General features: G+C 37.2%; 7 protein-coding genes and 1 tRNA gene. 3 read left to right on the top strand and 5 right to left on the bottom strand.

What is annotated here, in order from left to right:
- Positions 1-8 precede the first annotated feature (8 nt).
- Positions 9-2,141 (top strand): beta-propeller domain-containing protein, encoded by a 2,133-nt coding sequence (locus tag GCWU000282_RS05725; protein ID WP_023354087.1) that lies wholly within the window; start codon positions 9-11, stop codon positions 2,139-2,141.
- 277 nt (positions 2,142-2,418) lie between these two features.
- On the opposite strand, the gene GCWU000282_RS05720 is transcribed toward GCWU000282_RS05725, so the two are convergent.
- From GCWU000282_RS05720 to GCWU000282_RS05700, 5 genes are all read right to left on the bottom strand, one after another.
- A tRNA-Ser gene (locus GCWU000282_RS05720) sits at positions 2,419-2,506 on the bottom strand.
- A 160-nt stretch (positions 2,507-2,666) separates the two neighbouring features.
- The gene (locus GCWU000282_RS05715; RefSeq protein WP_023354086.1) at positions 2,667-4,238 is read right to left on the bottom strand and encodes a sensor histidine kinase; all 1,572 of its coding nucleotides are present in this window, start codon (positions 4,236-4,238) and stop codon (positions 2,667-2,669) included.
- 21 nt (positions 4,239-4,259) lie between these two features.
- Entirely contained in the window at positions 4,260-5,135 is an 876-nt protein-coding gene (gene hflC / locus GCWU000282_RS05710; protein ID WP_035039629.1) for a protease modulator HflC, read from the bottom strand.
- Between the two features lie 11 nt (positions 5,136-5,146).
- Positions 5,147-6,133, bottom strand: coding sequence for an FtsH protease activity modulator HflK (hflK, locus tag GCWU000282_RS05705; RefSeq protein ID WP_023354084.1), 987 nt, complete (start codon positions 6,131-6,133; stop codon positions 5,147-5,149).
- Positions 6,134-6,154: 21 nt separating this feature from the next.
- Positions 6,155-6,853 carry a response regulator transcription factor gene (locus GCWU000282_RS05700; RefSeq protein ID WP_023354083.1) on the bottom strand — a complete coding sequence of 233 codons (699 nt, stop codon included), beginning with the start codon at positions 6,851-6,853 and terminating at the stop codon, positions 6,155-6,157.
- A gap of 340 nt (positions 6,854-7,193) precedes the next feature.
- On the opposite strand from GCWU000282_RS05700, the gene GCWU000282_RS05695 reads away from it, so the two are divergent.
- Positions 7,194-7,835 carry an Ig-like domain-containing protein gene (locus GCWU000282_RS05695; protein WP_023354082.1) on the top strand — a complete coding sequence of 214 codons (642 nt, stop codon included), beginning with the start codon at positions 7,194-7,196 and terminating at the stop codon, positions 7,833-7,835.
- Between the two features lie 240 nt (positions 7,836-8,075).
- Positions 8,076-13,013: an endo-beta-N-acetylglucosaminidase gene (locus tag GCWU000282_RS15840; protein ID WP_023354081.1), complete on the top strand. Its 4,938-nt coding sequence runs from the start codon at positions 8,076-8,078 to the stop codon at positions 13,011-13,013.
- Positions 13,014-13,108 lie beyond the last annotated feature (95 nt).

Raw genomic sequence — 13,108 nt, 5'->3', positions numbered from 1 at the left:
GAGCCGATATGGAAAAAGAAGATGAAATCCTTGAAAAACTTAAGGTATTGGCAGATGAAGATATAGAAATACCGGTTTCACTACAGCCTGAGAAGATTAGAGAAAGACTTGGTGAAGAGGAGAACAAATTAAATAATAAAAAAAGGAGGAGAAAAATGAAAAATTGGTTATTAGGTCTGGTAACAGCGGCTGGAGCTGTAGCAGCAGCATTTGCGATTATGATTGGTTCAGGAAATCTAAACCTTGAGGAAATGGGAATAGATGGGATTACCAGTATATCAGATATAGTAGCAGGCAAACAGGTTAATGCTAAAAAGCAGAAAAAAACTGCTAAAAAAGTGGATGGAATTAAGCAGTTTGAGGACTACAAATCACTTTATAAGTACTTAGCAAAGGCAGCAGAAAAAAGCATCAATAGGAATGAATTTTGTGGTGCTGTAAAGGAGAGTGCAGATACAACAGCAACTGCTCCTACACAAGAGCTATCTAAGAGCGCCGATCAGGCTGTTACTGAAGACAGTGACGGTGCAGGTGATTACTCAAAGACAAATACCAGAACAGAAGGCGTAGACGAGGCTGATATAGTAAAGACTGATGGTAAATATATCTATGTGCTTAAAAACAGATATGACGGTGAGCCGGGAATTAAGATAATAAAGGCTGATAAGGGTAAAATGGAAGCTGTATCTTCAAGAATAGCCCTTAACCGGAGCAAAGATGGAATAGAGTATTATTACAGCAATATTATGTTAGAAGGAAATACACTTGTAGTCTTTGCTGACGGAAATATATATTATTCCGGAAAATATGGATATGGAAGATATAGGGAAAAGAATATAACAGAGATTTTATTTTATGATATAACTAATCCTGAGAAACCTGTACTTAAAGCAAAACACAGACAGGAAGGTTCTGTAGGAAATACAAGGATGAAGGATGGAATCATTTATACATTTTCACATAGTTACAATTTGTATTACTATCCGGTTACTGATAAAGAAGATATAAAATATAATGATTTGATACCTGAAGTAGATGGCAAGAAGATAGGCATAAAAAGTATTTATGTACCTGAATATTCAAGTGGTGACTGCTATACAGTTGTAACTTCAATAGATGTTAAAAATCCTGAGAAAGTTATTGATTCAAAGCTGATAATGGATTCAGGTTATGACATTTATGTAAGTAATGATAATATTTATTTTTGGAATTCTGATTATTATATGTCCAGTGAAAAGACTAAGATTATGAAGTATTCTTATAAGGATGGAATAATCACACCTCAGGCAAGTGCTTCTGTTCTCGGGAATATTAATAATGATTATTCGCTTGATGAATATAAGGGAAATCTCAGGCTTGTAATTACAAAGGGAAATAATTGGTTTGGTATAATGCCTATTGGTGAACCTTCCTCTGCTGATGACAGTGTTGTATCGAGAGAAGAGACTACAGAAAATGCTTTGTACATTTTTGACAAGGATTTGAAGGTAAAAGGAAAAATAGAAGGACTTGCAAAGGGAGAGCATATTAAGTCTGCAAGATTTATGGGCGATATGGCTTACTTCGTAACCTTCAGACAGACAGATCCTCTCTTTAGTGTAGATGTAAGCGATCCTGCCAACCCTAAAATACTTGGTTACCTTAAGATACCGGGCTTCTCAGAGTACTTACATCCGTTTGGAAACGGACTGCTTTTTGGACTTGGACAGGATGCGGATGAAAAGGTGGGCGGAACTAAGGGACTTAAGCTTTCTATGTTTGATATTTCTAATCCTGCTGATGTGAAGGAAATAGCTAAAAAATTGTTTAATGAAAGAGACGAAGACTACTCAAATTCAGAAGCAGAATATGAGCGTAAGTCAATACTTGTAGATGCAGCAAAAAATCTGATGGGTTTTCCGGTTTCATACTACAGTTCTGCGAAGAGAAGACAGATAAATCAGTATGTAATATATGGATTTGATAAAGAAAAAGGCTTTTACGAAAGATTCAGAGCAGACTTTCCGGAATTTGATTCTTACGGAGGAAATTACAGAGGACTTTATATAGGTAAACATTTTTACATAGTAGCTGTAAATATAGATGAAGTATTATCATTTGATATGAAGACCGGTAAGCTTGCGGAGAAACTGGACTACTGATTGCCTATATCTATAAGAAGATAAAACTCTTAGCTTGTCACAAAGCAGGTATCGGATTTATGAGAAAAATTAGGTCTGAAACCATCATTTGGATTATATTTAAAATCCCCCGTACTTAGTGAAGTACGGGGGACTTACTTATTTAATAGGAAATTTCTCCGAAATTCCCTATTAAATAAAAATCTCTCCGAGGGATCGCACTGCGGCGGATATGTAGATGTCGCTTGTGCGACCCGCCGCAGGCGGTGAATCCTGCAAAGCAGGATTCTTTCTTAAACGGAGTGGGTGGGATTCGAACCCACGAGCCTCGTTAGAGACTACCTGATTTCGAGTCAGGGCCGTTATAACCACTTCGATACCACTCCGTAACGAATCTATTTTACTAGGAAAATATAAAATATTCAAGTGTCAGTTTTTAAAAATAAAAATTATTCCAATTTTCAATTATTCACGCCATAGGTCACAGACCTCTTATTCCGTATAGTACAGCGGGATAAACTGTTTTTGGTACGTGACTGATTTGAATTAAAGTTCTATGGATTTTATCTCGGCAAATTTAAACTTAAATTCTGTACCTTTACCCTTTTCACTTTCTACAGTTATAGAACCATTATGTTTAAGAGCTATTTGACGGGCTATGGCAAGACCTAAACCGGAACCCTTTGCATTTTGTCTGAGTTTTGATTTATAAAACTTTTCAAAAATATGAGGTAATTCTGTATCGGTAATTCCCACGCCGTCATCTTTTATACTTATGAGCAGGTTATTGCCTGAGTTCACATAAGTATCGCCCGCAAAGGTAGATGAGAAGAAATCTACATTTTCTTTGGCAGTCTCTTTTTTTACTGTTATATCAACGTTTCCGTTATTATTTGAAAATTTAATCGCATTATCCACTATAACCATAAACATCTGTCTTATTCTGTCATAATCACCATACATAAGAAGGACATCACCATCGGTATTAAGATTAATATTTACAGATTTTTCTCTGGCGAGTGCTGAGCCGCTTCTGAGTATGTCTGAAAATACCTGAACAAGATTTATAGGTTCTTTTTCGAGTGTAAAATCAGGATTTTGCATTTTAGAAAGTACCAAAAGGTCTCCCACAAGCCTTTCCATCGATTTACACTCGGTGAGCATTTTTTCATAGTATTCTGCCTTGGTAGCTTCATCGTCAATAATTCCGTCTAACAGGGTTTCCGAGTATGCCCTGACTACGGTTATAGGTGTACGGAGCTCATGAGATACATTAGCAAAGAAATCAAGACGCATCTGCTCCAGACTTTTCCTTTCCTCATCTGCCTGCCTCAGTCTGTCCGAGAGAGAATCTATTGCGCCTGCCAGCTCTCCAAGCTCACCTTCCTCACTGATGTTCGTATGCGCCTCATAATCTTCATCTGCAAGTCTAAGTGCGGTAGCACCCATTACAGAAAGCGGCACTGAGAGCCTTCTTGCCAGGAAAACGGCAAATATCAGTGAGAATAAAAGCGCGATAAGGGTACTGATTATGATTATTGTAAAACTTCGGTTTATAACTATTGTCTGTGATTCGGATACCTGATTTACAAAGACTGCGCCTATAATATTTTGAGACTTTGTAGTAGTTATAGGCACAGCAGTAAATATATAATTTGTACCATAGGTTTCGGAATACACGTCCATTGCGTCTGCCTTGCCCGAAAAAACTGTATCGAAAAGAGAAGAGATTTCCGGCTGGGTTTCCCTTGATATATCTATGTTGCTATATTTTTTGGGCATAGGAGTCTTTGAATTCGGATTTGATATTATCCATATATCAGTGGTTTCAAGTTCTTCAAGTACCTCAAGAAAAGATGGATAAGTAATATAATCATCATCGTCCACAAACACACCTACTCTTTTTGCTATGGATTCAGCCTGCTTTAGAAGAAGTTTTTGATTGGCTACTATGGCAGATTTTGAGTAAAGTTGGACAAAAATCAGCCCTGTAAGTATAGCAAAAGTAACTACTACCAATGCATAATTTCTGAACATAATAAAGAAAAGACTATGAACTATCTGTTTCAAAGTCCTTTTCTTTACTATGGCAGGTTTAACAGAAAAAATATCTTTCATGAAAACACCACCTGATTGGATTTATTCTATTTTTCCGTAAAGAATCTTAGCCAGTTCACTGTCTTTTCCCAGCATAAGTTTCTTTTCACCTGTTCCGCTAAGGGAGACTTTGAGGGCATCAAGGCTTCTGATATAATTGTAAAATTCAGCCTTATCCTTGTCGTTATAGGCCTGCTGTAAGGTTTCCATATACTTTGCCTCACCCTCGGCTTTTAGCTTGGCGGAGTTTTTCTCGGCCTGAGCCTTGAGAATGGCTACCTGCTTATCGGTTTCGTTTTGAATTTTTTTAGCCTTGCTTTCACCCTCGGCGGTATAAGAGGCGGCAATATTGTTTCTTTCGGATATCATACGCTCATATACAGCCTGTTTATTATCATCAGGCAAATCAAGGGACTTAAGCTGAGCCTGCACTATCTCAATGCCGTATTTCTGAATGTCAGGATTAGCATCGGAAGTTATCGTCTGTGTGAGTTTCTCACCTCTGGCTTCTATTATCTCATCCTGTGTCATAGAGGATATAACAGATTTTACGGAATTGTAAACCGTAATTCCGGTTCTGTCCTTTGCATTATTTACATTTGCATTTAAGGTCTGATAATAAACGGTTGGATTTACAACACGCCAGAGGATGTACATATCGGCTATCATTGATTTTTTGTCGGAAGTCATTACATCACTCGGACGAATATCGTAGAGCTGGATGGACTTAGGTACCTTTCTTACATTTTGTATGAAAGGTATTTTAAAATAAAGTCCCGCGCTTTCGTCTATGGCAACTATTTTATTAAACTGTAATCTGATACCGTATTCATTTTCCCTAAGTGAATATGTAGAGCTGACTCCAAGAAAAACAGCGAGAACAAGTATTACCAAGAGTAAGATTTTTTTATTTTTCATAAGTCCCTCCATTAATTATTGAATTTGTCAACAGGATAAATTGACTGTGTGTTTCCGTCAGTAATTATAATATTGAGATTTGGCAATACCTCTTCAAGAGTCTCATAGAACATACGCTTCTTGGTTATAAGAGGAAATTTCTTATATTCTTTGTAGGTCTCACTGAATCTGGCTACCTGCCCTTCAGCCTCTGCTATGCGGTTCTCTTTGTAGGCTTCAGCCTCTTTAAGAATTTTATCGGCATCGGCATTGGCGGACGGAAGTTTTTCGCTCTGGTATTTATTTGCATTGTTTAAGGCAGTTTCGGCACCCTGTTTTGCGGTTTCAACTGCCTTGAATGCCTGTACAACCTCGGCTGTAGGCGGCTCTGCATCCTGAATTGAAATGTTTACTACCTCTATACCAAGATTTATTTTCTGCATTTCAGCAATCAGCTTATCCTTAACCTCTGACTGGATTTTTCCCTTGGCGGTAGTCATTACCTCATCCACAAGGTACTTGGAAATGGTGGAACGGATGGAAGCTTTGGTAAGATTCCTTAAAGTTTCAAGCGGTTCGGCGGTATTAAAAAGAAAAGTTTCAGGATTTGCCACTTTATATTCCAGGTAAAAATCTATATTTACAAAATTAAAATCCTTAGTAATCATCATACTGTCTTCATAGTCTGAAGTATCTTCTATAGGATCGTTGGTTCCGGATTCCTGATAGCCTATAGCCATACCCTGAGTAGTGGTATTTACCCTTATACTCTGTTGTATAAAAGGTATTTTAAAATGCAACCCGGCAGATTCAACTCCGACCACCTTTCCGAACTGTGTGATTACAGCCTGCTCCTGCTCGGATACAGAATAGATGCTTGAAAAAATACCGAAAGCGATTATTAGGGCGCAGACGATAAAAATTCCGAATCTTTTAGCATTTTTTAATTTCTTATCCAGATTTTCGTCAATGACAATGTCATCATTTTTTTTGCCTTTTAAGTTATTAAATATCTTCATATGTCAACTCCTCTGTTTAATTTAAGCATCAATGTCAAACTTATAGCCCACACCCCATATGGTTTTTATACACCAGTTAGGATGTTCTACGGTATCGAGTTTAGCCCTGAGACGTTTTATATGTGAGTCTACAGTGCGGCTGTCTCCAAAGTAGTCAAAACCCCAGAGGCTGTCAAGCAGGTTATCCCTGGTAAATACCTTATTCGGATTCTCTGCAAGAGTCCACATGGTTTCTATTTCTTTTTTTGTAAGAGCGATCTTTTCACCGCCTATACTGAGGGAATATTCATCCAGGTTAATTTCAAGGTTATCTATTTTGATAAAATTTTCGTTTGCAACATTTGCAGAAGATTCAGGGGCTACCATGCGCCTGAGAACAGCCCTGAGCCTCGCCATGACCTCGCTTGGGCTGAAAGGCTTAACTATATAGTCATCCGCGCCTATATCAAGTCCCATTATTTTCTCAAAGCCTTCACCTCTGGCTGTAACAAGGATAATCGGAACATTTGATTTGGCACGGATTTTACGGCAGACTTCATATCCGTCCATCTTAGGCATCATTACATCTAAAAGTACGGCAGAAGGAGAGACTTCATCAAACAGCTTAAGAGCTTCCTCACCGTCGGTTGCAATCACAGGATTGTAGCCTTCCTTTGAGGTGTAGGCAGCCAGTACCTTTGTAATATCGGCATTGTCATCCGCTATAAGTATATTTTGCATAATTTATACATCCTTCCGAGTTGAATAATATTTAACCCAAATTATTCACGAAACATCTTGTGAAATATCGTAATCAAGCCGAAGGCTTAAAATTACGATATTTTACAGATGTTTGGTAATATCAACCCATAGTCACAGACCAAAAACAGTTTATTCCGGAGTACTATACAGAATAAGAGGTCTGTGACTTATGGCGTGAATAATTGGCGTTTAGGTATACATAACAATTATAGTGTTTTTTTGTGTCAGTTTCAAGCTAAATAAAGTCTATTAAATGACACGATTATGACAAAATCGCAAGCTATGATTATAATGTCAAAGGACAGACGGAGGTATTGAGATGAAAAATCTTAGCAAAAAAGTCGCTCTGTCAGTCTTGGTTATGCTTTGTTTAATTTTGTCCCCCGGTGCTTATAGAATAAAACTATATGCCGGGGCGGTACTGACAAAAGAGAATGTGGCAGAGCCAAAGTTAAATGTTACCGAATTATCTTTGGTAACAGATGATTCCTTTCTTTTGAAAGTATATAACTTGACAGAGGACCAGAAGGTGCATTATAAGTCGGAAGATGAAAGCATTGTAAGTGTTTCAAAGTCGGGTAAACTTTCTGCACTTAAAGTAGGCGAGACCACAGTAACAGTTACACTTAAGGGTAGGTCAGTGAAGGAAGACAAAGTGTTTAAGTGTAAGGTATATGTGGGTCCACCTGCTATAAGTATAAGGCTTACTTTGAGTACGGTTACACTTGAAGTAGGCAAAAGAAAGACTTTGCAGGCTATTCTTAAGCCAAATACAACAGCAGAGACCGGAGTGTTTTCAAGCTATGATCCGGAAATTGTTGCTGTAAGCGCCAGTGGGAAAATATTAGCTAAAAAGGTTGGAAAAACCTATATTATTTCTTCCATTGCAAATGGTAAATACGATATCTGTACTGTAAATGTAGTCGAAGCTACTGACAAAGCTACTGAAAAAAATGAATAAGAAACAAAAAAGCCCCTTGCCGGTATGGTGAGGGGCTTTAGCGTGCAAAAAAATTTAACATTATATTTAACATTAATTAAATTATTCTGTTAAATCTATATAAAATTACAATATAAATATTGTTAAAAATTGCAGAAAAATAATTATAAATTGAAAAAATATTGATTAAAATTATATAATGATGTATATTTTGATATGGGGTATTCAATAATTTAACATTTTTTAACAAAAGGAGGAGTTATGAGAAAACGAACAAAGATGCAAATTGCCGGACTCTGCATAATGAGTATGGCAATTTCTGCTTTTGCGGGAATTTCAATGGGGAACAAAGCTTATGCTGATACCTGGCCTGATATAGACAGTGCCAAAATTAAGTCAGCACAGCCGCATTTCAGTGGCTATACTGTAAGAAATATTGAGGCCTGGGATAAAGAAACAGATCCTTTTTCGGACCTTATGAGGGCAAGAGTACCGCTTCAAAAAAGGAATGAGGCATTTACTCAAACTCAGGCAAATCCTTCATTAAACGACAAGACGGAAGTTATGCTTATGCAGGGTGACTATGGAAATTCATTTTTTAATAGTACTATTGCAAATAACTCCTATGGAAATGTAGCCTTCAATTTCTGGCAGTATACAGACTATTTTTGTCCTTGGCATGGTGCGGCGACCGTAGGTGTTCCGGAAGGACTTTATGATCCGGTTACAAGTGACTGGCGTGCAAGAGGATTTGAGTTCGGAATAGTAAATATTCCGAATCAGGCTTATATCAATGCCGCACATAAGAATGGTGTAAAGGCTATAGCCTGCGTATACTTTGATCCGCATTTCCGTCCGGGACAGACAATAAACGAAATGTTTGTCAAGGATACAAACGGAGATTATGTGGTGGCAAAGAAACTGATTGCCCTTGCAAAAGAGTATGGAATAGATGGGTACTTCCTGAATAATGAGGAAAGATATGATGAGCGTTTTAAAGATTTTATGGCATATCTTTCAGAGAAAGGACTATATACACAGTTTTATGATACAAACTCCTACTTTAACCGGTCTAAGTCACAGTGGCTGAAAGATGATAATCGTGCCAAGATACATGATTCGGTCTTTGTAAACTATGGCTGGAGTAATGTTAATAAGTTTGTAGAGCATGCCAAAGAAATAGGAGTGGATCCGTACAAAGCTGTATTCCTTGGTATAGAGGCTAATCAGGGAAAATATATAGCTAACAACAATCTTGTAAAAAATTCATACACCTCTGAGACAGACAAGAATCCGCTATGCAGTATTGCACTTTTCACACCTAGCGATATGTACCAAAGGGGAGTGGATGATCTTGAGAAAAAACTTGGATTAAGCGGTAAGCTTCCGGTTCATCAGAGACCTGAATATCAGTGGATGATAGCTGAGAGGGAGCGTATGTATTTTTCTGGTGTTACCTGTGATCCTAAAGATACAGGAAGCCATCCGGGATATAAGAGAGAAGATGTAGTAGTAAATGATGCATCTTACTGGCCGGGAGTAGCTGATTTTAAGGCTGAGACTTCTGTTATAAGAGGAAAGAAATTTTATACAGATTTCAATATAGGTAAGGGTATGCAGTACTTTGTTAAGGGTAAGGCTGTAAATGATGAGGCATGGACAAATTTAAATGATCAGGATATCCTACCTAGCTGGCAGTGGTGGTTTGAATCAGAAGGTTCTAAGTTAAAGGCTGATTTTGACTTTGGTGAAAAAGAAGTAAGAAATGATACAGAGGGAAATAAGAGAGAATTACCGTTTAAGCAGATAGGTGCTTACAATGGCGGAAGTTCACTCGTAGTTTACGGAGACCTTAAGTCTAAAAACAACTTAAAGTTATTTAAGACTGCTCTTGATGTAACAGAATCAACTAAAGCAAAGCTCATATTCAGAAAGACTTCAGATGATGCTGCTAAGATGAAACTTGGTCTTGTATTTGAAGATAAACCTGAAGAAACAGTAGAACTTGAAGTTAAAAGTACAGAAACAAAGAGCGATGAATTTAAGTCGGCTCAGGTAGATTTATCCGCATACAAAGGCAGGAAAATTGCTGCTATAAGCCTTGTATTCGATGGAAATGCAGATACATATCAGATGAATATAGGAAGTATTTCCGTATCTGATACAGAGACTGAGATTACAGCTCCTGAGAACTTTAAGATAGATCGTGTCTATGATGATAAGCAGATGGTATTCTCCTGGAAGCTTGACAGGTATGAAGATGTTGATAAATACCGTGTTTATGCTGAAAGTGAAGGCAAGAAACATTTTCTTGGCGGAATTTATGATGAAAAGCTTTATGTAAAGGATTATTTCTTTGATAAAGGTAAGGAAATAAAATTCAGCCTTGTTAAGGTAGGAAAAGATGGTAAGGAAAGTAAGGCAACAGAGAAAGTTGTTGATTTTTCAAAGCTTCCTACAGAAATTAAAGTAGCTGAAATCATTCCTGAAAAAGAATTTAATGAAAGACTTGTTAAACTTCAAGCAGAAGCTGAAGAGCCTGAGAAAATATCATTCAGCTTTAAAAAGGGCAAAGACAATAATACCTTGTATGAAGCTTCAGTAGAGCCTATAAAGGAATATACGTATGACAAAACAGCATCTGAGTATAAGATAGATGTGGCCGACGATAATGGAATTGTAACCGTTCCTAACCTAAAAGACGGATATTTCTACGATCTTACCATAAAGCCTAAGAACAGTGAAATAGGTATAAGTTACAGAGGCAAGTTTAATGATAGCTATGCAAGACCTATGACAGAAGATGACATAGTATGGGCAGGAGTGAAAAAGGTTGCACTTCGTTCACCTCTTACCAGAGACTGGTATGAAGTAAAGCTCAGCTTCAAGGCAGAAGGAGAAGCCGAGGCTAAAGAGATAGGCAGTTATCAAAGGGGTATAACTCCAAACTACCATAGTCCTATAACTCTTCCGGCTGACAAAGGAGAGATAACTCTTACTCTGAATGACTATAAGGGAAACAGCAGTGAGATTAAATTAAAATATGATGAATCTTATAAGGAAGAGCTTATAAAGCTGAAGGAAGAATATTCTAAGATTGTTAATAACAGATCGGCTGCAAGAATTTTATTTGATAATACCGATTTGGACAGTATACTTGATGAAATTCAGGCAAAGCTTGTTGAGAGTGAACAGGTAATATATACGCTTAAAAGAAATGAAGAAAAAGTAAACAAATTTGTAAAGGAATTGAAGGAGTTATACGGAAAGCTTCATAAGAATGAAAATGCTGTAAAGTATGATATTCACCTTGTTATTGACGGCTATGCACAGGTAAACTTTGTACTTAAAGATGAAGAGGATAAAAAGATAGAACCATTTTCAATTAAAGATCATGTATACAGCTTTATTCTTACTAAGGGAAAGAAGTATAACTATGAGATAAGCAATGCATCAAATTGGGGATCACAGATTATCCCTAAGAAAGGAAGTATTGATGTAAAGGAAGAGGGTAAAGCGGAAATAAATGTTGAAAAAGCAGCCTTTAGCCTTAAGGTAGTACCAAAGATAAGCAATACAATAAAAAGGCTTGAGGCTTTCAACAAGGCTGATTATGATGTTAAGGTAAAATATTCGAGTTGGGGAGGAGAATCTTCACTTCCTCTTACACATGAAAGCTTTACAGTTGAAGAACCTGATACATCTACTCTTGGAGAAAAGACGGTAAAAGTCACAGGCCTTAATAAAGAAACTACTTTTAAGGTAATGGTTATCCCAAATGATACTGATCCTAAGGAAATAAAAGAGCTTTGGAGTGAGGTTGAAAAGGCAAGGGGATTAAAGGAAAAGGCTGAATACAGGTATGCAACCGGAGAAAAAAAGGATGCATTTGATAAGGCACTTGCGGAGGCTGAAGAACTTATTACAGGAAGCGAGTTTGATGTTAAGGCAATAAGTGAAAAGCTGGAAAAATTAAAAGAGACTGTAAAGGCACTTGACGGGCTTTCAAATGAACCGCTGACAGCAGTTCCGTCATCAAAACAGTTAGTTTATCAGGGATTCAAACTTGACAGAATGGTAGATGGGAAAAAGGATACCTATACTTGGATTGCATCTTCTCAGATAGTAGGCGACTGGGTGAAATTGACCTATACAAAGCCGATAAAGGTAAATAAAGTTAAAATTATTTATCCTGATGATGTGGAAGATGACTTCATAAATACGGCTGATATTGAAGTAAAAGACGGAGACAATTGGAAGAAAATAGGTGAAATAGCAGGAACTGATAAAACAACTGTAGAAGTCGAAGCGGGAAAACGACCTGTTACCACCGAAGTACAGCTAAGAATTACTGAGGAAAACGGTAACTGGTATAAGATTGCTGAATTTATAGTTGAATATGAAGAAGCAAAAGCACCAAATCCACAGCCTGATCCTGAAGTTGAAGCCTTAAAGAAGACACTTGAGGAAGCAATTGCCAAAGCAGAAGCTCTTAAGGAAGATGTCAGATATAAAAAAGCTGACAAGGAAAAACAGGAAGAATTTGATAAAGTTTTAGACAATGCAAAAAAGATTTTACGGGAAGATAATGTTGATAAAAAGGCTTTAGAAGAAATCATAAATCAACTGAAAACGGTAGCAGCCGCATTAAACGGAAAAGAGGAGAATAATACGAACCCTCCTGTTGTGCCATACCCTGCAGTTCCGGCAGCTCCGGAAAAGAAAGAAGAAACAAAGGAAGAGCAGAAGAAGCCTGAGACAAAAGAAGAAGGTAAAGCACCTTCAGTAACAGATGTTACTGATACTGAAACTCCACAGGGAAAGGCTACAGAGAAGAAAGTCTTAACACTGCCTTCTTCAAAGAAAACAGTAAATCTTGGCGCTCTTAAAGAGTTAAATTCTATTAATGCCAAGAAGGTTGTTCTTCCACAGAATAAAGCAAAGATAAATGCCTCTATCACAGCCGCAGCTTTATCTGAGCTGGTGTCTAAGAAAATAAGTGCATTTGAAGTAATAGGAAAGAATTTTACACTGTACTTAAATTCAAAGAACCTTAAAGCATTAAATAAGCTTACCAAAAAACAGATTACTTTTAAGGCTGTAAGACTGAAAACAGGCAAAATTGAACTTAAAGTATTTGTTGATGGCAAGAAATTAACTGCTAAACAACTTGCTAAGCTTAAAATAAAAGTAAAGTAATTGATTTTTGGAGTAAATAATTAGACGCTGTAGGTGTATACCTGCAGCGTCTTTAGCGTTATAAATTAGCTGATTTTATTAAAATTCACAGTTGT

Origin of the sequence: Catonella morbi ATCC 51271, assembly GCF_000160035.2 — a bacterium.
Classification (GTDB): Bacteria; Bacillota; Clostridia; order Lachnospirales; family Lachnospiraceae; genus Catonella; species Catonella morbi.
This window is presented reverse-complemented; position numbering and strand designations above follow the sequence as displayed.

Excerpts from the sequence above, each read along its gene's own strand:
- hflC (WP_035039629.1), bottom strand. The coding sequence starts at position 5,135 with ATGAAAAATAAAAAAATCTTACTCTTGGTAATACTTGTTCTCGCTGTT.
- GCWU000282_RS05700 (WP_023354083.1), bottom strand. The coding sequence starts at position 6,853 with ATGCAAAATATACTTATAGCGGATGACAATGCCGATATTACAAAGGTA.
- GCWU000282_RS15840 (WP_023354081.1), top strand. The coding sequence starts at position 8,076 with ATGAGAAAACGAACAAAGATGCAAATTGCCGGACTCTGCATAATGAGT.
- GCWU000282_RS05695 (WP_023354082.1), top strand. The coding sequence starts at position 7,194 with ATGAAAAATCTTAGCAAAAAAGTCGCTCTGTCAGTCTTGGTTATGCTT.
- hflK (WP_023354084.1), bottom strand. The coding sequence starts at position 6,133 with ATGAAGATATTTAATAACTTAAAAGGCAAAAAAAATGATGACATTGTC.
- GCWU000282_RS05715 (WP_023354086.1), bottom strand. The coding sequence starts at position 4,238 with ATGAAAGATATTTTTTCTGTTAAACCTGCCATAGTAAAGAAAAGGACT.
- GCWU000282_RS05725 (WP_023354087.1), top strand. The coding sequence starts at position 9 with ATGGAAAAAGAAGATGAAATCCTTGAAAAACTTAAGGTATTGGCAGAT.